At 36.9% G+C, this 18790-nt stretch carries 18 protein-coding genes; 17 read left to right on the top strand and 1 reads right to left on the bottom strand.

Annotated elements, in window-relative coordinates; all coding sequences use genetic code 11:
* Nucleotides 1-19: 19 nt before the first annotated feature.
* The 14 genes from deoC (at nucleotide 20) to recO (ending at nucleotide 13443) form a co-directional block, all read left to right on the top strand.
* A complete protein-coding gene (gene deoC / locus Q0371_RS16185) occupies nucleotides 20-691 on the top strand; it encodes a deoxyribose-phosphate aldolase (RefSeq protein WP_169358060.1) in 672 nt (223 codons plus the stop codon).
* A gap of 113 nt (nucleotides 692-804) precedes the next feature.
* Nucleotides 805-978: a 30S ribosomal protein S21 gene (gene rpsU, locus Q0371_RS16180; protein WP_004227078.1), complete on the top strand. Its 174-nt coding sequence runs from the start codon at nucleotides 805-807 to the stop codon at nucleotides 976-978.
* Between the two features lie 403 nt (nucleotides 979-1381).
* Nucleotides 1382-2365 carry a phosphotransferase gene (locus Q0371_RS16175; RefSeq protein WP_298472869.1) on the top strand — a complete coding sequence of 328 codons (984 nt, stop codon included), beginning with the start codon at nucleotides 1382-1384 and terminating at the stop codon, nucleotides 2363-2365.
* Nucleotides 2366-2762: 397 nt separating this feature from the next.
* Nucleotides 2763-4091, top strand: a complete 1329-nt coding sequence (locus Q0371_RS16170) for a nodulation protein NfeD (RefSeq protein ID WP_298472866.1) — start codon at nucleotides 2763-2765, stop codon at nucleotides 4089-4091.
* A gap of 11 nt (nucleotides 4092-4102) precedes the next feature.
* Nucleotides 4103-5089, top strand: coding sequence for a flotillin-like protein FloA (gene floA, locus Q0371_RS16165; protein ID WP_298472933.1), 987 nt, complete (start codon nucleotides 4103-4105; stop codon nucleotides 5087-5089).
* 27 nt (nucleotides 5090-5116) lie between these two features.
* Nucleotides 5117-5584 (top strand): hypothetical protein, encoded by a 468-nt coding sequence (locus tag Q0371_RS16160; RefSeq protein WP_298472864.1) that lies wholly within the window; start codon nucleotides 5117-5119, stop codon nucleotides 5582-5584.
* 289 nt (nucleotides 5585-5873) lie between these two features.
* A complete protein-coding gene (locus Q0371_RS16155) occupies nucleotides 5874-6983 on the top strand; it encodes a sporulation protein YqfD (protein ID WP_169358064.1) in 1110 nt (369 codons plus the stop codon).
* A complete protein-coding gene (locus tag Q0371_RS16150; protein ID WP_298472861.1) occupies nucleotides 6980-7933 on the top strand; it encodes a PhoH family protein in 954 nt (317 codons plus the stop codon). Before Q0371_RS16155 ends, Q0371_RS16150 begins: the two co-directional genes overlap by 4 nt.
* A 400-nt stretch (nucleotides 7934-8333) precedes the next feature.
* On the top strand, nucleotides 8334-10442 hold the full coding sequence (locus Q0371_RS16145; RefSeq protein WP_298472858.1) for an HD family phosphohydrolase: 2109 nt from the start codon (nucleotides 8334-8336) through the stop codon (nucleotides 10440-10442).
* Between the two features lie 19 nt (nucleotides 10443-10461).
* Complete coding sequence (gene ybeY / locus Q0371_RS16140) at nucleotides 10462-10947, top strand: rRNA maturation RNase YbeY (RefSeq protein ID WP_298472855.1); 486 nt, start codon at nucleotides 10462-10464, stop codon at nucleotides 10945-10947.
* Nucleotides 10934-11299, top strand: a complete 366-nt coding sequence (locus Q0371_RS16135) for a diacylglycerol kinase family protein (RefSeq protein ID WP_298472930.1) — start codon at nucleotides 10934-10936, stop codon at nucleotides 11297-11299. The genes ybeY and Q0371_RS16135 overlap by 14 nt, the downstream gene beginning before the upstream one ends.
* 14 nt (nucleotides 11300-11313) lie before the next feature.
* Entirely contained in the window at nucleotides 11314-11724 is a 411-nt protein-coding gene (locus Q0371_RS16130; RefSeq protein ID WP_169358068.1) for a cytidine deaminase, read from the top strand.
* Entirely contained in the window at nucleotides 11708-12628 is a 921-nt protein-coding gene (gene era / locus Q0371_RS16125; protein WP_251555575.1) for a GTPase Era, read from the top strand. Before Q0371_RS16130 ends, era begins: the two co-directional genes overlap by 17 nt.
* 32 nt (nucleotides 12629-12660) lie before the next feature.
* Nucleotides 12661-13443 (top strand): DNA repair protein RecO, encoded by a 783-nt coding sequence (gene recO / locus Q0371_RS16120; protein WP_169358070.1) that lies wholly within the window; start codon nucleotides 12661-12663, stop codon nucleotides 13441-13443.
* A gap of 106 nt (nucleotides 13444-13549) precedes the next feature.
* Here the strand turns inward: recO and Q0371_RS16115 are convergent, their stop codons facing one another.
* A complete protein-coding gene (locus Q0371_RS16115) occupies nucleotides 13550-14932 on the bottom strand; it encodes a glycine--tRNA ligase (RefSeq protein WP_298472848.1) in 1383 nt (460 codons plus the stop codon).
* Between the two features lie 341 nt (nucleotides 14933-15273).
* Here Q0371_RS16115 and Q0371_RS16110 point away from each other — a divergent pair, with 341 nt between their 5' ends.
* From Q0371_RS16110 to dnaG, 3 genes are all read left to right on the top strand, one after another.
* Nucleotides 15274-15912, top strand: coding sequence for a helix-turn-helix transcriptional regulator (locus tag Q0371_RS16110; RefSeq protein ID WP_169358072.1), 639 nt, complete (start codon nucleotides 15274-15276; stop codon nucleotides 15910-15912).
* Between the two features lie 11 nt (nucleotides 15913-15923).
* Nucleotides 15924-16733 (top strand): pyruvate, water dikinase regulatory protein, encoded by an 810-nt coding sequence (locus Q0371_RS16105; RefSeq protein ID WP_169358073.1) that lies wholly within the window; start codon nucleotides 15924-15926, stop codon nucleotides 16731-16733.
* 215 nt (nucleotides 16734-16948) lie between these two features.
* Nucleotides 16949-18790 carry a DNA primase gene (gene dnaG, locus Q0371_RS16100; protein WP_298472846.1) on the top strand — a complete coding sequence of 614 codons (1842 nt, stop codon included), beginning with the start codon at nucleotides 16949-16951 and terminating at the stop codon, nucleotides 18788-18790.

Here is an 18790-nt window from a genome sequence, read left to right as displayed (position 1 = left end):
CTAAGAAGGAGATTTTAAAATGACAAATAATATAGCAGCACTTATAGATCATACGTTATTAAAGCAAGATGCTACTAAAAATCAAATTGAAAAACTTTGTGGGGAAGCAAAACAACATGTATTTGCATCTGTTTGCGTTAATCCGACTTGGGTTAGCCTAAGTGCTTCTCTATTAAAAGACTCACCGGTTAAGGTATGTACAGTAATCGGATTCCCATTAGGGGCTAGCACAAGCGAAGTAAAAGCATTTGAAACTACGGATGCTATTGAAAAAGGTGCAGATGAAATAGACATGGTTTTAAACGTTGGAGCTTTAAAAGACGGCGATTTTGATTATGTTCAAAAGGATATTGAAGCAGTAGTACAAGCAGCTAAAGGAAAAGCTATTGTAAAAGTAATTTTAGAAACTTGTTTATTAACAAATGAGCAGATAGCTAAAGCTAGCGAACTATCTAAATTAGCTGGGGCAGATTTTGTCAAAACTTCTACTGGTTTTTCAACTGGAGGAGCAACTGTCGAAGCAGTTAAATTAATGCGCGAAACAGTAGGTCCTGAGCTAGGTGTGAAAGCTTCTGGAGGAGTTAGAAGTCTTGCTGATTTAGAAGCTATGGTTGAAGCAGGAGCTACTAGAATAGGTGCAAGTTCTGGTGTAGATATTGTAAATGGCTTAGAAAGTAAGTCAGATTATTAATTGGTGAATATTTAAAACCAAAGTATTGACCAAGTCTATAATATACGGTATAATTTTTTAGTACATAACACTTGGTTATGTACTGACGTGTGTTCGGAGGGAGGGAAAGAGAGATGTCAAAAACTGTCGTTCGCAAAAACGAATCGCTTGAAGATGCTCTTCGCCGCTTCAAACGTACTGTATCTAAAAGTGGTACAATTCAAGAGGTTAGAAAGCGCGAGTTTTATGAAAAACCAAGCGTGAAACGTAAAAAGAAATCAGAAGCTGCACGTAAACGTAAGTGGTAATTTAATCCCAACCATCCCTACGTTCAAAACACGTACTGTATGATTAACATTTACAATTATGTAAACCGAGAAAATTTATTTTCTCGGTTTATTTTAATTTATAGTTTAAAAGAGATTAGCAGTATGTAATATAGGGAGCACCGAAAAAATCCATAAACGAATAGAATTGAGCACTCGAACGATTATCGTTCAAGTGCTTTTTTTGCTTTTCTGCGTAAAAAAGGGATTTGTAATTATATCTAGAATGTAAAGAAGATATATGGCTATTGAATTCTTATAGCCGAAACTTCTGGAAGGGGTGACATATTGAAAATGAAAGAATTTCAAAACAGTATACTAATGAGAGGCATTACTTTTTAACTAGGGTATTAACCTCTCAAGGTAATGGGAGGAAAAACAAGAGATGATGAATTTAGAAAACATGGTACACGTATTAGCTTCAAATACCGTCGCTCAAAACCTCGTTGAATTGTGGGAAAATGATGAGGGTTCATTAGAACTATGGCGCGCAAGTTCAAACTTTGTATATGCTTTTAAACAAAATCAAAATCAATATTTTTTACGATTTAGTTTTGAACAGGATCAAACTATGGACCAAATAAAAGCTGAGTTAGAGTATATGCAATATGTATACTTAAATGGTTTTCCATCTGTCGTACCAATTCGTTCAAAGAATGGAGAATTAATTGAAACACTAATGGCTCCTGAAGGAACGTATATGGCTGTTGTGTTTAGTAAAGCAAATGGGATTAACATGGATTCGGATGATATTACTGAAATACAGATGGAGAAGTGGGGAAAATCCCTTGGCTCACTACACACTTTGTCGAAAAAATTCGAGCCTGGATTTGTAAGAAGAAAAAGTTGGTTGGACACAGTGGAGCTCATGGAAGGTGTGTTTCAAAGGCACCCTTCGGATCGTATTGCCCTAGAGGAGCTAAATAAAGTTACGTCATGGCTTCAATCGCTACCGAAGGATAATGATACATATGGACTCATACACTATGATTTCCAGCTGGATAATATCTTTTTTGAAGAGAATAAAAATTGTTTCCATGTAATCGACTTTGATGATGCAATGTACCATTGGTATGCGATTGATATTGTAATAGCCCTTGATGATTTTATTGGAGAAGAAAATCCTTCTTCAAAAGTATTAATGCAGTCTTTTTTGAATGGTTATCGCTCTAAAATGAATCTAGAAAATGATATAGTGGCTCAATTTCCACGGTTTCAAAGATATGCGAATTTATATAAATTCTACAAGTTATCGATTTCGCTAGATCATGAAGTCATCATGGATGCTCCGTCTTGGTATGATGGGTTAAGGGGAAAGTTAATGCGCGTGAAAGATGACTTAAGAATGACCTTTCAAAAACCATGGTAAATATAGTGTTGTAGGACAAATAAAGGTATGATTTAGTAGGAATTGAAAAAGGAGACTGGATATTATGCCTGTGGTTTCGGTTGATGGAGAGAAAACACGAAAACGTAACTAACAACTGTATTAGCATATGAATTGCAACCGAATTAACAGTATAAAAAACAAGGAAAATGCCCAGGCTTTTATGCCTGGGCATTTTTTTCGAATCACGTTCTCTTGGCTTGCACCAGGTATTAAGACTATACTCTTGGACCACTGTAATCTCGTCTTCAAATCAATTGACATGAACATAAACAATTAAATTTATCTCATAATCAAAATATTTTTCTTAATAAAATGAAACTTTTAAGATTTTCATCCGTAAACAATAATATACATATAGATGAAGGGAGGTTTAAGTGTGAAATTATCGCGGCTGTTAATTTCTTTTTGTTTGCTGCTTGCCGCTTTTGCTATGTTGACTCCAGCTTTTTCTGCAGACTCCAAGCTAGTCTATAAAGTTCCCGTTTATAAGGAAGTAGAGAATGGTCTGTATGCTTTTTTAAAGCGATCTATTAAGGAAGCGGAGGAAGCAGGAGCAGATGCCATCATCTTCGATATAAACACGCCAGGAGGGTTTGTAAATTCTGCAGAAAGTATCGTGAACTTGTTAGATTCTACCGATATTCGCAAAATAGCCTATATTAATTCAGAGGCATTATCGGCAGGGGCTTACTTAGCATTGCACACAGATGAAATTTATATGTCACCAAATGGTTCTATGGGAGCTGCAGCTGTCATTGACAATGCAGGAAATGCTGCAGACATGAAAGCAACGAGTGCTTGGAAGGCTAAAATGATAAACGCAGCGGAAAGAACTGGTAAAAATCCTATTTATGCTCAGGCAATGGCTGATGAATCCGTAGATCTTCCTCAGTACCGAGCAGGAAAGGGAGAATTGTTAACGCTTTCAGCAAATGAGGCCATAGAAGTAGGTTATTCGGAGGGAACTGTTGCGACATTCGCTGAGTTACTAACTGCAAGCAATCTTGAAGGTGCAAAAGTAGTGGAAACAGAGCAAGCTTTTGTAGAAACTCTCGCGCGTATTGTTACAAATCCAGTAGTAGTTCCTATTTTATTATCTCTAGCAAGTCTTGGCTTGGTTCTTGAGTTATATTCTCCAGGGTTTGGACTTCCTGGTACAGTAGGGTTACTATCATTAGGTCTTTTCTTTTACGGGCATCTTGTAGCTGGATTGGCAGGGTATGAATCCATTATTTTATTGGTTTTAGGTATTATATTAATTATCGCTGAATTTTTTGTACCAGGAGGAATTATTGGTATAATAGGTTTAGCAGCTGTTTTATTTAGTATAATATTAGCAGGTGGTAATCTTTTTTACATGAGTGTTGCTGTTTTAATTGCAATAACAGTAGCTATATTAGGAATGGTGATTATTGTGAAATTCTTTGGTAAAAGAGTGAGATTGTTAAATAAAATGATTTTGACGGATGCTACTACTACTGAACAAGGGTACGTTTCTAATCAAAATCGTTTAGATTTAGTTGGAAAAATAGCAGAGACAATGACACAGCTTAGACCTTCAGGGACTATACGTATTGAGAATGAACGTATCGATGCGGTATCTGATGGTAGTTTTATCGGCAAAGATAAGAAAGTAGTAATTATCAAGGTGGAAGGCTCTCGAATTGTTGTTCGAGAAGCAAGAGAAGGGGAGGCAACACAATGATTTCTTCAGGCATGATTGGTACTATAGTTATTATTGTCATTGCATTCATTTTGTTATCGGTATTTTTAACATTTTTCCCGATAGCACTTTGGATTTCAGCATTGGCTGCAGGAGTTAAAATTAGTATTTTCACATTAGTAGGGATGAGGTTACGTCGAGTAATTCCGTCACGTATCGTAAACCCGCTTATTAAAGCACATAAGGCTGGATTAAATGTAACGATCAATCAATTAGAAAGCCATTACTTAGCAGGTGGTAATGTTGACCGAGTTGTTAATGCATTAATCGCTGCACATCGTGCAAACATCGAGTTGACGTTTGAGCGTGCAGCAGCTATTGACTTAGCAGGTCGTGACGTATTAGAAGCAGTACAAATGTCTGTTAACCCTAAAGTTATTGAAACACCGTTTATCGCCGGTGTAGCTATGAATGGTATTGAAGTAAAAGCAAAAGCACGTATTACCGTTCGTGCCAATATCGATCGTTTAGTCGGTGGTGCTGGTGAAGAAACAATTGTAGCACGTGTTGGGGAAGGGATTGTATCTACAATAGGTTCTAGTACTAGCCATGAACGTGTATTAGAAAATCCTGACCTAATTTCGCAAACTGTGTTATCTAAAGGATTAGACTCTGGTACTGCATTTGAAATTCTGTCGATTGATATTGCGGACGTTGATGTCGGTAAAAATATTGGTGCAGAACTACAAACGGAACAAGCTGAAGCAGATAAGAAAATTGCCCAAGCTAAAGCGGAAGAACGTCGTGCAATGGCTGTAGCATCTGAGCAAGAGATGAAAGCAAAAGTTGTCGAAATGCGCTCTAAAGTTGTTGAAGCAGAGGCAGAGGTTCCTCGCGCAATGGCTGAAGCACTTCGTGAAGGTAACATGGGTGTCATGGATTACATGAATTATAACAACATTAAAGCGGACACTGGTATGAGAGACTCAATTAGCAAGGTAGGAAATGACAAGCCTTCAACGGATGAGTTGAAAGACTAGTATTAGCTCAGGAAGGAGGACTTCTCCTTGGAAGGTTTAATAATACCATTAATAATTATTATCCTTAGTTCATTGTTTGGCAGAAAGAAGCCGGAAGAAAAGCCGGCTCCCAAACCTGCACCTCGTAACACCCAAAATGCTCCACAGCAAAAACCTGTTAACCCAAATCCCTTTAAAAGCTTAGGGGATTTAGCAAAAGAGTTTCAGCAGGAGCAACAACAAGCTAGACCCGAAAGAAAACAAACACCTAGAAAGCAAGCTCCAAAACAAGTAGTACAGGCAGCAGCTCCTCCTATTGTTGAAAAAGTCGGAAGAGAAGTAGGGAGAGATCAAGGTGTACCGAGGTCAACAGGCCGTCTTTCTGTCCATCAAGTGGGACCTACAAATATAACAAAAAAATCGGTCGTTCAAGAAATAATGCCCGATACAAAAGAAGAGCTAATGCGCGCCATTGTCTTATCAGAGATATTAGCTCCGCCAAAATCTAAAAGATAACTCATGAACACCCCTTTACATGCATAAATTCATGTAAAGGGGTGTTTTTTATCAAACAATTATTTCCACTCCATGCGAGTATTATGATTGATAACTTTGATGACATTATATTAGATTATGAAATTTCTCTTCTTCGGTTAACAGATACGGAGTTAGTCTGTTCCTACAACCATTATCTTCTAGAAATAAAAGCAGACCGTTTGTCTATAAAGTCCATGTCGATGGAGCGCCTTCATCTTCAGGTAGACAAACTCCTTCACTTTAAATTAATTAGGAAGGAAAGCAGCTGATGCCACAACAATTAATTAGGATCCAATTGCCAAGCTCTACTGATCAGTTTCTATTATTTCAAAAGCTGTTATCACAACAAATTGAAGTATATCGGGTGTATAGCACAGAAGAAAGCTTGTTCTTTTCTATCAAACGTAAGGATCTTAAAGAGTTTAGAAAGATAAGGAAAACATTGAAGATTCCTGTGCATCTAAAAGATGAGACAAAAAATCGTACGATTTCTTTATATTCATATTCCATAATCGGGGTAATCTTTTTTTTCATAATACCAGTGGTTTTGGCACAATTTATATGGAAGATCAATATTGACTCTTATACGCCAGAAAGCAATATTCTAATTACAGAACAACTGAAAGAAATGAAAATTAAAGAACGTATACGTATTTCTTCTTTACCGTCAGAACAAGAAATTCGGCAAAAGTTACTTTTAAAGCATAAGGAGTTCTCTTGGATACACTTCACGCAATCAGGTTCCACTTTAACAGTGACTCCGATGCTTGCTCCAATCACGAAGGAGAGAGAAGTGAAAAATGCTCCTGCATCTCATCTTATTGCTAAAAGAAGCGGCGTTGTTACAGACTTTGAGTTAGTAAAAGGAGTTAGAGCAGTCGAGAAGAATGCTGCTGTAAAAAAAGGTGACATACTTGTAAACGGCTTTGTTACTCAGGGAGAAAAACGAATTATAACTAGCGCAGAGGGCAAGGTCTATGCAAGTTATTGGATAGAGCTTAACTTCGAACTTCCCAAAAAAGTGACCATTGTAAAGCCGACTACTAGAGAAGTGCTGATTGAGAAAAAATCCAATAACAGCAATGAATATTGGAAGGAAATAGCTATGCCTAGATTCTTACAGCCATATTTTAAAGCGGGCTATGTACAGGGCAGTGAAAAAGTTACCTATGACTTAGATGAAGAATCGGTAGAGCATTTAGTTCGACCTTTATTATTTCAAAAAATTATGAATGATTTACCGAGGGGCACTCAAATCTTAGAAGATAAAGTTTTACAGATGTCTATAGAAAATGATAAAGTTAAAGGAAAGATATTATTACTAATAAATGAAAATATTGCAACACCACAAGTTATACCCCAAGGAGACGACACATGAGCCAACAAAAACAATTAGATATTAATCTACAGGATCCAACTGAAGCAGTAATGCTGCTTGGTATTTCAGATAAGAATATTAAACTGATTGAAGAAGAGTTGAAGGTGCAGTTGATCACCAGAGGAGAACTAATACAAATTGCTGGTGAAGAACAAAATGTAGAAGATGCAAGGCAGCTAATCATACAACTTCTACTTGTAATTCGAAAAGGTATTAATATTAACCTTCGAGACGTAACCACAGCTATAGAAATGAGTGCAAATGGAACAATTGAATATTTTGCAAGTCTTTATGATGAAGAAATAGCTCGAAATACTAAAGGGAAGGCAATACGGGCAAAAACCATTGGACAAAGAGAGTATGTCCACGGTATTAGACATACTGATTTAACGTTTGGAATTGGACCAGCCGGTACGGGAAAAACTTACCTTGCTGTAGTAATGGCTACACAAGCTTTAAAAAATGCACACGTTAAGAGAATCATTTTAACACGTCCAGCAGTTGAGGCAGGGGAAAGTCTAGGATTCCTACCAGGAGATCTAAAAGAGAAGGTAGACCCTTATTTACGTCCTTTGTATGATGCATTACATGATGTATTAGGAACAGAGCAAACGGATCGCCTTATGGAACGTGGTACAATAGAAATTGCTCCTCTTGCCTATATGCGTGGTAGAACGTTAGATGATGCTTTTGTTATTCTGGACGAGGCCCAAAATACTACAAAAGCTCAAATGAAAATGTTCTTAACACGATTAGGCTTTGGTTCAAAAATGGTCATAACTGGAGATAAAACTCAAATAGATTTACCAAAAGGTGCAGAGTCAGGTCTCATAGTAGCAGAAAAAATACTACAACAAGTTTCTGGCATACACTTCCAATATTTAGAGCAAGGCGACGTAGTACGTCACCCATTAGTTGCTAAAATTATATCTGCATATGAAGAGCAGTAGTCAATAAGTTAAACGTGAAATCATCAACTTGATTTCACGTTTTTATTTCTTTTTAAAGGCAGTTAATTCCTTAGAACCTCTCCATACTAGCTGTTTGAGAGGAAGAGAACTTCTGTGGGGATAGCTCAAGCTCCAAACCAAAGCAGGAGCAAAAGCCACGAAAAATTGGAAGGCGTGCCCCTAGGGAAGTATCCTACCAAATATAATTGGAATTGAAACCCGAAAACTTTATCTGATCGTAGAATTTTTGAGATTTTTTATTTTCCTTGCATAGAAGATGAACCAGTTACCGCCAGATAACGTCATCATTCTAACTATAAACCAGTCATTTCAGATAAATTGGTCAAATTTTGAAAATATAAGGTATAATAAAGAGAATAGTAGACGAGGGGATGATAGGATGAAGTCTTTAATGATCAAGTGGAGAAAATGGCGAGAAAGTAAATATCTCCCTTTAATTATTATCCTTCTAACTTCCATAAGTATGTTTCTATTGGTTAAGGGAAGCGTGCAAGAAAATACATATGATATATCTTTAATGAACTTAGCACCTGAAACCATCCGTTCAGTTAAAACGATGGAAGACCCAATAAAAACTGAAGAAGAAAAAGACCAGGCTGCTTCAGAAGTAAATCCCGTCTATCAATTTCAGGATGAAACAGCTGAAAATCAGGCGACTATCATTGAGTCTATTTTCGATAGTGTAATAGAGATTAAGCAATCTATCACAAGTGATGAGCCTGAAGCAGCAACAGATAGTCTTCAAAGACTAAAAAAAGAAATGAACGTTCTAGCAGAAAATGCTAGCTTTGTACCGTTAACTGACGATGCACTGAGTATATTATTAAGTCAAAACATAGCAACTATAAATGATGTTAAAGAAAAGCTTCCGATCCTAGTAGAAGAAACATTAAGTGAACCGATTAGGAATGAAAATTTAGGTACAGAAAGAGATAAGGTTGTTCAGAAAGTCCGAACTACTTTTAATTATCCAGATAATTTTATGAGCGTTTTAGTATCTATTGCTCGGGGCTCCATTATAGCTACAGAAACAAAAAACGATGAACTAACGGAGCTACGCATGGAACAAGCTAGAGCTAGCGTTGAACCAACTAGAATATTACAAGGTCAAATACTCGTTCAAAAAGGGGAAATTGTCAGTAAAGATGTGTATCGTCAACTAGAGCTATTAGGAATGCTGACTGATAAATCATCTTATAAACAATATATAGGTGTAGCTCTTTTTGTATTGATGACAATGTGGGTGCTTTTCGGACAAACCATTCGTTTCAAAGACCCTAATGTTATCAACGTGAAAAATCTGATTGTTGTGGCTTTTAGTGTTATTGTATCCGTCTTGATGATGAAAGTGCTACAATCAGTAGCGTACAATTTTGATGTTGTTATTGCATTTTTGTTTCCTACTGCAATGGTATCCATGTTAGTTTATATTCTAGTCAATGAAAGAGCGGCTTTTATATCTAGCTTTGTCGTAGCGGCCTATGCAGGGATTATTTTTCAAGAAGGATATACGAATATCTTTCAAATGGAAGTTGCTTTATACATACTCTTTGGTGGTATAGCAGGGGTTTTTGCCGTACAGCGTATGTACAATAATTCTCAAATTTTACGTTCAAGCTTAATTGTTGCGTCTATAAATTTAACGTTTATCTTATTTTATCTGTTAATGACAAAGACAACTTATGAGTTTGTTGATGTAGCTTTCTATATTGGCGCTGCATTAATATCTGGTATATTATCCGGGGCTCTTACACTTGGTATTTTGCCTTTCTTTGAGTCGCTTTTTGGAATCTTATCCACAATGAGGCTCATAGAACTTTCTAACCCAAATCATCCATTACTTAAGAAAATTTTAACTGAAACCCCAGGTACGTATCATCACAGTCTGATGGTGGCAAACTTAGCAGAAGCAGCTTGTGAGGCAATCGGAGCGAATGGCTTGCTAGCTAGAGTTGGATGTTATTATCATGATATCGGAAAAACCAATCGACCTGGGTTCTTTATAGAAAACCAAGTGAACGGCTATAATCCACATGATAACCTTTCTCCAGAAGCTAGCAGGGATATTATTATTTCTCATGCAACAGATGGGGCAAATATTTTAAAGAAACATAAGCTGCCGAAAGAAATCGTAGATGTGGCGGAACAGCACCACGGCACTAGTTTGTTGAAATTCTTTTATTATAAAGCGAAAGAAAGTAATCCTAATACTACTGAGGAGTCCTATAGATATCCTGGGCCAAAGCCACAGACGAAAGAAATTGCAATTATTTCAATTGCAGATAGCGTAGAAGCTGCTGTAAGGTCCATGAAGGAACCAAATGGAGAGAAAATCCACAGTCTGATTAAATCCATTATTAAAGATAAGGTAATTGATGGACAATTAGACGAATGCGACTTATCATTCAAAGAAATAAAGAAAATTGAAGAAAGCTTCTGCTCTACTATGAATGGCACATTTCATTCGAGAATAGAATACCCTAAATAAATAGTAAGGAGTCAATAATATGTTAGAACTAGATTTAATGGACGAAACAAATACTTTAACTAAAGAAGCTATTGCACTAGTAGAAAAAGTACTCCAATCTGCAGCAGGGCAATTGAATGTAAAAAATGAGAGCGAAGTAAGTGTTACGTTTGTTACAAATGATCAAATTCAAGAAATCAATAAAAATTATCGGAACAAAGATATGCCTACAGATGTAATATCTTTTGCTATGGAAGAAATGGGTGAAGGGGAAATAAAAATTAAAGACGCTGACATACCCACATTGCTTGGAGATATCATTATTTCTGTAGAACGTACGATTGAACAAGCGCAAGCATACGGGCATACCTTTGAACGCGAGCTTGCTTTTTTAGCCGTCCATGGTTTTTTACACCTATTAGGGTATGATCATGGGACAGAAGAAGAAGAAAAAGAAATGTTTGGTCTACAGGAGAAAATTTTGCAGGAGTTTGGTTTGAAGCGTGAAGGCCATGAACTTTCATAAGTTTGGGAAGTCCTTTGTCTATGCTACACAGGGAGTTATACATGCTATAAAGACAGAGCAGAATTTCCGGCTACATTTGCTTGCTGCAGGTATAGTATTCCTTGCAAGTTTATTAACTGGCCTCTCTAAATGGGAGTGGATAATCGTTGTTATGCTCATTTTTGGGATGTTCATGATAGAATTAGTTAATACGTCCGTAGAAAGAATTGTAGACCTTGCTTCTCCGGACTTCCATCCTTTAGCCAAACAGGCTAAGGATCTTGCTGCAGGCGCATGTCTAATCTATGCGCTCTGCACAGTAATAGTAGGTTTAATTATATTCATACCGAAATGGTCGGTAATCTTATTTTAAAGGTGTGATTTTATATGAAGAAAGAAGAATTACTAAAAGCATCTATCACAGCCATGGAAAAAGCATACGTTCCGTATTCCAAATTTCCTGTGGGAGCAGCTTTACTTACTAAAAGTGGAGAAGTTATATTAGGCTGTAATATTGAAAATGCATCTTTTGGGTTAACAAACTGTGCTGAGCGAACTGCCGTTTTTAAAGCTGTGTCAGAAGGTATAAAAGACTTTACAGCAATAGCTATCGCTGGAGATACAGATGGACCAATTTCACCATGCGGAGCATGTAGACAAGTTTTAGCGGAGTTCTGCGAGCCTAATATGCCCGTATATTTAACAAACTTAAAAGGAAATGTAACAGAAACGACGGTATCAGAATTATTGCCTGGAGCTTTTACAACGGAGGATTTAAATTATGCTGCAAAACAATGAAGGATATAAATCAGGATTCATATCAATAATCGGACGACCAAATGTAGGTAAATCTACATTTCTAAACCGTGTAATAGGGCAAAAGATAGCAATAATGAGTGATAAGCCACAAACGACTCGCAACAAGGTACAAGGAGTTCTTACTTTAGATCAAAGTCAAATGATTTTTATTGATACCCCGGGTATTCATAAGCCTAAGCATAAATTAGGTGACTTTATGTTAAAAGTTGCAAAAAATACGCTACGTGAAGTAGATGTAATTATATTTATGGTAAATGCTACAGAGCCAAGAGGTAAAGGTGATGAATTTATCATTGATCTCTTAGAAAAAAACGAAACTCCAGTATTTTTAGTGATCAATAAAATAGACCAAGTACATCCAGATGATTTAATCGGAATAATTGAGTCTTATAAAGATAAATATGACTTTGCTGAAATCGTTCCTATTTCTGCTCTTCAAGGTAATAATGTAGAAAGACTATTAGAAACAATCCAATCATATTTACCGGAAGGTCCACAATATTATCCAGCGGACCAAGTAACTGACCACCCAGAGAGATTTATCATCTCTGAACTGATCCGTGAGAAAGTATTGCACTTGACTAGAGAAGAAATACCACACTCAATTGCAGTTGTAATTGACAAGATAAAAAAAGAAGAAGATACAGATAAAGATATGATCCGTGTTATGGCTACTATTATTGTAGAACGTGATTCTCAAAAAGGTATTGTAATCGGTAAAAGAGGTGCACTTCTAAAAGAAGTTGGGACAAGAGCTCGTCATGATATTGAAATGCTTTTAGGAACTAAAGTATTCCTAGAACTTTGGGTGAAGGTTCAAAAGGATTGGCGCAATAAATCTGCCCATCTAAAAGATTATGGATTTAGAGAAGACGAATATTAATATAGAGGAAGCATAGAAGGAAGGGAAGGCTTTTGCTTCAAAAGGTAGAAGGGATTGTCTTACGTACCTCCTCCTACGGAGAAACAGATAAAGTAGTAACTATATTCTCTCGAGAGCTTGGTAAAAGGGCTGCGATGGCTCGTGGAGCTAAAAAGCCAACTAGCCGTCTGTCTTCAATCTCCCAGCCTTTTACGTATGCTTATTTTTTAATACAACAAGGGAGAGGGATGGGGTCTCTTCAACAAGGTGAAATAATTGACTCGATGCGTGTCATTCGAGAAGATATTTTTACTACAGCTTATGCTAGTTTTATTATGGAGCTAGTAGATAAACTAATTGATGATGAATCTCCTAAACCGCATGTGTTTACAATTTTACAGCAAGCATTAGAGGCAATATCAGAGGGCTATGATCCAGAAGCCATTAGCTTGTTTGTTGAGTGGAAGATGTTATCCGTAGCTGGAATATATCCGGTACTTCACCAGTGTGCCAATTGTGGAGCAACAGATGGGGAATTTGCATTCTCTTTTGCTCAAATCGGTTTTTTATGTCATCGTTGTTTTACAATTGACCCTTATTTAATCCGCTTAACACCCTCACAGGTGAAGCTGATCCGAACATTTTATACCGTTCCTATTGACCAGGTTGGTAAGCTAACTTTGAAAAAAGAGACGAAGGGCTTTATAAAAAAAATCGTCCGGACCATATACAATGAGCAGGTTGGAGTTCGTTTAAAATCTCAAGGGTTTCTAGACCAAATGGAAAAAACCCCTGAGTTTTTCCAGCCTAAAAAAGATTCTCATTCGGAAGAATAATTCCGGATGAGTTTTTTTATAGGAAATAATAAATAAAAAAAGCCTGCAAATTGTATCCGTAATTGGATTTGTTTTGCAGGCTTAAATTATTTTAATATACTTCTAATTAAAATTGTATTTGCTCTTCAATATAAGCTTTTACATCTGAAATAGGCATTCTTGTTTGTTCCATTGAATCGCGATGACGCACTGTAACTTGGCCGTCCGTTTCGGAATCAAAGTCATACGTGATACAGAATGGTGTACCGATTTCATCTTGGCGACGGTAACGTTTACCAATCGATTGAGACTCATCATAGTCCACCATGAAATGCTTGCTAAGGTCAGAGAATAAAGCAGTTGCACCTTCAGATAGCTTCTTCGATAAAGGCAAAATCGCTGCTTTTACCGGAGCTAGAGCAGGGTGGAAGCGTAAAACTGTTCGTTGGTCGTCGCCTTCTAGCTGCTCCACGTCATAAGCCTCGCATAAGAATGCCAATGTTACACGGTCAGCACCTAGAGATGGCTCGATGCAATATGGTACATATCTTTCATTGGTTACTGGGTCGATATAATTGAAATCTTCACCAGAGTGTTCCATATGCTGCTTCAAATCGAAGTCAGTTCTATCGGCAATACCCCATAGTTCACCCCAACCGAATGGGAATTTATATTCAATGTCTGTTGTTGCATTCGAGTAATGCGAAAGTTCGTCGTCAGAGTGGTCTCTTAAACGAATGCTATTCTCCGAAACACCTAAGTTAAGTAGCCATTCGCGGCAATAATTGCGCCAAAACTCAAACCATTCCATGTCTTCACCAGGTTTACAGAAAAACTCTAGCTCCATTTGTTCAAATTCTCTCGTACGGAACGTGAAGTTACCAGGAGTGATTTCATTTCTGAAACTTTTTCCTACTTGGGCAATACCGAATGGCATTTTTTTACGCATAGAACGCTGTACATTTTTATAGTTTACAAAAATACCTTGTGCTGTTTCTGGACGTAAAAAGATTTCGTTCGTAGAAGATTCCGTTACACCTTGGAACGTTTTGAACATCAAGTTAAATTGACGAATTTCCGTGTAATCATATGCACCACAAGAAGGACAAACTACATTATGCTCCTTCATGATTTCTTCCATTTTCTCAAAGGACAGGCCATCTATTACCATTTCAATTCCTTTTTTATCTAATGCATCCTCGATGATTTTATCCACTCGGTGACGTGATTTACATTTTTTACAGTCGATCATTGGATCATTGAAGTTACCAATATGACCTGAAGCGACCCATGTTTTTGGGTTCATAAGAATAGCAGCATCTAAACCTACATTATATGGTGACTCTTGTACAAATTTTTTCCACCAAGCTTTTTTTACGTTGTTTTTAAGCTCTACTCCAAGTGGACCGTAATCCCATGTATTTGCCAAACCTCCATAAATTTCAGAGCCAGGGAATACAAAGCCTCTTTGTTTTGCTAAACTTACTACATTTTCCATTGAAAATTCCATTTGACATACCTCCATTTTGATAAAAGCTTTTAAAGAAAAAATGAAACAAAAAAACTCGTCTCCGGGCCTCAATAGCCCGGGGACGAGTTTATAACCCGCGGTTCCACCCCGATTGGTTGTATGTATGACAACCCTCTTTAAAAACTTAAGCTCCAAGCTGCCGTTTCCTGTAGATGTGGTCTTTCACTGTCACCACTCGCTTTATGTTACAGTACTTATAATGCTCTTCAACGCTTTAATATTATTGATGATTGTATCATATGCTTCTTTATTTAGCAATGTGATGGATAATGGTATATAATTATTTAGAATAAGTATAACTAAGTATAAACTTTGAGGCGGTGAGTCCAATCGAACTCAACAAACGGCAAGTCGAAATTTTGGACATTGTAAAAGGGAATGGACCTATTACTGGTGAACAAATTGCAGAACGACTTAATCTGACTAGGTCAACTCTAAGACCTGATCTTGCGATATTAACGATGGCTGGCTTTCTGGATGCTCGACCTCGTGTAGGTTATTTTTACTCAGGTAAGAAAACCAGTCAGGCAATCTCTGATAGCATTGCACAAATGCTCGTAAAGGATTTTCAGTCTATCCCCGTTGTTGTAGAAGAAAGTATGTCGGTTTACGATGCAATATGCCATATGTTTTTAGAGGATGTTGGCTCTTTGTTTGTCGTTGATAAAAAATCAGTATTATCCGGTGTGCTTTCTAGGAAAGACTTTTTACGAACAAGTATCGGAAACCAAGACTTAACCAAAATGCCGGTACATATGATTATGACTAGGATGCCAAATATTACGTATTGTCTGAAGGAAGATACATTAATTGAGGTAGCTAATAAATTAATGAGTCGGCAAATAGATTCGTTACCGGTAGTAAAAGAGTCGAAAGACGGTCTAGAGATTGTTGGAAGAATAACTAAAACAAATATTACACGTGCCTTCTTATCTTTAGCTGATGACCATGATTTATGAGGAGTGAAAGAATGAAAATGTTAAACCTATTTATTGTCTCAGACTCCATTGGGGAAACTGGCGAGCTAGTAGCTAGAGCTGCAGTAAGCCAATTTAGACCAGGTCTGCAGCATACCAAACTAAAAAGATTTACCCATATCGATTCTTTGGATCATATAAAAGAAATTACTGCTTTAGCTAAAGACCAGAATGCAAGTATCTTATATACATTAGTTCAACAGGAAATGAGAGAAGCTATTGTTAAGTATTGCAAAGAATATGACTTAGAGTGTGTAGATCTTATCGGCCCTGTAATTAATCTACTCGAAAAGAAACTAGATGAAAAATCTTTTGAAGAGCCTGGTCTCGTTCGAAAGCTGGATGAAGATTACTTTAAAAAAATTGAAGCAGTAGAGTTTGCTGTAAAATATGACGATGGTAGAGATCCAAGAGGGTTATTGCAGGCGGATATTGTACTAATAGGTGTCTCCCGCACTTCTAAAACACCTTTATCGCAATACTTGGCAAACAAACGGTATAAGGTTGCGAACGTACCATTAGTACCAGAAGTAGAGCCGCCAGAAGAACTTTTCCAAATAGATCCTTCGAAATGCTTCGGTCTTATCATTACTCCTGACAAATTAAACTCCATTAGAAGAGAAAGACTAATCGCAATTGGTCTTAAAGATGATGCTTCTTACGCCAAAGTGGAACGTATTAATGAAGAAATTGCGCATTTTCAAAAAGTGGTAGAAAGAATTGGCTGTAAGGTTATTGATGTGACAAATCGAGCGGTAGAAGAAACAGCAAATCTAGTAATAACTCAAATTCAACAAAAATAATTTGAAATTTTGGACCGATTCACAATTGTGAAAAGGTTTTTTTATGTACGAAAGCGAATTAAATGTATAGATTAATATATTGAAATGTTTTATAATATTTATTTGTGGAAAAAAGAAATTTTTCGTATTATCATGTAAATATTTTGTCGATTCTTGCAGGATTTTTCTTAAGTCTCTCGAATTAATACTAAGTAGTAAGTAAAGATGGTGAATTCATGAATCGTATAGAAGAAGAAGTAATCGAACAAGTTAGAAATAATACAGACATAGTTGATGTAATTAGTGAATTTGTTCAGCTTACAAAAAGAGGTAGAAACTTTTTCGGTCTCTGTCCATTTCATGGTGAACAAACCCCATCTTTTTCTGTCACTCAAGAAAAGCAAATTTTTCATTGCTTTGGCTGTGGAGCTGGTGGAAATGTAATTACGTTTTTAATGGACATTGAGAATCTCTCATTCCATGAAGCTGTTAGTAAATTAGGTAGCCGTCTTGGAATGCAGATTGAACATAAGGCAACCGAAGTTTCTGAAGAGAAAGCACCGGTCTCCAAAGAAGTATCTCTTATGAAAAAAGCGCATGAATTTGCTAGCGAATATTTTCATCATCTTTTACTTCACACGGAGGAAGGAGAAAATGCATTACATTACTTACAAGAAAGAGGGTTTTCTACCGAACTCATCGAAAAGTATAAAATAGGATGGTCATTGCCTAGCTGGGATGCCCTAACTACCTTATTAGAGAGAAAAGGTATGGATTTGCAAGAAATTGAGAAAACTGGACTTATTATTAGAAAAGAAAATGAATTGAAGTATTTTGACCGCTTTCGTGGAAGAATTATGTTTCCCGTTTTCGACGAAACTGGCCATGTAGTTGCGTTCTCTGGAAGGATTCTTGGTAAGAAAGAAAATGAAGCCAAATATTTAAATAGTCCTGAATCCCCTATCTTTCAAAAAAGCCAGATACTCTATAACTTAGATAAAGCGCGACTAGACATTAGGAAAAAACGCAACGTGGTTATTTTTGAAGGCTTTTTAGATGTTATATCGGCGTCTAAAGCGGGTATAACAAATGGTGTTGCAACAATGGGAACAGCATTAACGTCTCAACATATAACCAAGCTGAATAGATTAACCTCCAATGTTACCCTTTGTTTCGATGGAGACAAAGCAGGGATGGAAGCAGCAAAAAGAGCAGCAATCTCTTTACAAGGGCAAAATATTCAGACAGAGGTTGCTATTATTCCGGATGCCATGGATCCAGATGATTATATTAAGAATTATGGGGAAGAAGCTTTTAAGGAGAAAATTATTGAAAAGCCCCATTCTTATCTTTCATTTATGATGATTGTTTCCAAAAGAGATAAGAATTTTAATAACGAAAATGATACCCTTCAGTATATTCAAGAAATATTGGAAATACTGAGTGAGAGAAACTCTTCTGTAGAAAGGGATCTGTATATTCGACAGCTTTCTCAGGAAACAAATGTATCCGAAGAAGCTATCTATCAACATTTACGGAAAATACAGGGGAAAAAAGCAAGAGACACTAAAAGTAGTAATCATAGCAACAATTCAACTCCTTTAGGTGCTCCTCAAGAGCTGCCTAAAAAGAAACGAACACTGTCAGCTGATGAAAGAGCAGAAAGAATCTTATTAGCACATATGCTCCATAATCCGCAGGTAATTGACATTGCAATTAGAACTATAAGTGATGGCCCATGTTTTATAAGGGACGCATACGAAGCTGCGTATGTTCGTTTGATGGGGTATTACGAAGATTATCCGGAAGGTGACTATCAACGGTTTTTAGAAGTATTAAACGACGGTGAATTAAGGAAAATAGTAATGGAAGCTGCGCTCTCAGAACGTGATCCAGAACATGAAACTGAGGAAGTCATGGACTGTTTGCGCCATATTAGAAAATACCGGATTGAGCAGCAAATTGGGCAAAAGTTACATGAAGCTAAAGAGGCTGAAAAAATGACGGATATAACTAAAGCGCTCCAACTGGCACAAGAGGCCATTCAGTTAAAAAAATCTTTAGTAAATTTTCAATAA

It is taken from the genome of uncultured Psychrobacillus sp., from assembly GCF_938022135.1.
Classification (GTDB): domain Bacteria; phylum Bacillota; class Bacilli; order Bacillales_A; family Planococcaceae; genus Psychrobacillus.
This window is presented reverse-complemented; position numbering and strand designations above follow the sequence as displayed.

Bases quoted from the DNA above. Each gene is read 5' to 3' on its own strand.
- deoC (WP_169358060.1), top strand. From the start codon at position 20: ATGACAAATAATATAGCAGCACTTATAGATCATACGTTATTAAAGCAA.
- rpsU (WP_004227078.1), top strand. From the start codon at position 805: ATGTCAAAAACTGTCGTTCGCAAAAACGAATCGCTTGAAGATGCTCTT.
- Q0371_RS16175 (WP_298472869.1), top strand. From the start codon at position 1,382: ATGATGAATTTAGAAAACATGGTACACGTATTAGCTTCAAATACCGTC.
- floA (WP_298472933.1), top strand. From the start codon at position 4,103: ATGATTGGTACTATAGTTATTATTGTCATTGCATTCATTTTGTTATCG.
- Q0371_RS16155 (WP_169358064.1), top strand. From the start codon at position 5,874: ATGCCACAACAATTAATTAGGATCCAATTGCCAAGCTCTACTGATCAG.
- Q0371_RS16150 (WP_298472861.1), top strand. From the start codon at position 6,980: ATGAGCCAACAAAAACAATTAGATATTAATCTACAGGATCCAACTGAA.
- Q0371_RS16145 (WP_298472858.1), top strand. From the start codon at position 8,334: ATGAAGTCTTTAATGATCAAGTGGAGAAAATGGCGAGAAAGTAAATAT.
- ybeY (WP_298472855.1), top strand. From the start codon at position 10,462: ATGTTAGAACTAGATTTAATGGACGAAACAAATACTTTAACTAAAGAA.
- Q0371_RS16135 (WP_298472930.1), top strand. From the start codon at position 10,934: ATGAACTTTCATAAGTTTGGGAAGTCCTTTGTCTATGCTACACAGGGA.
- Q0371_RS16130 (WP_169358068.1), top strand. From the start codon at position 11,314: ATGAAGAAAGAAGAATTACTAAAAGCATCTATCACAGCCATGGAAAAA.
- era (WP_251555575.1), top strand. From the start codon at position 11,708: ATGCTGCAAAACAATGAAGGATATAAATCAGGATTCATATCAATAATC.
- Q0371_RS16115 (WP_298472848.1), bottom strand. From the start codon at position 14,932: ATGGAATTTTCAATGGAAAATGTAGTAAGTTTAGCAAAACAAAGAGGC.
- Q0371_RS16105 (WP_169358073.1), top strand. From the start codon at position 15,924: ATGAAAATGTTAAACCTATTTATTGTCTCAGACTCCATTGGGGAAACT.
- dnaG (WP_298472846.1), top strand. From the start codon at position 16,949: ATGAATCGTATAGAAGAAGAAGTAATCGAACAAGTTAGAAATAATACA.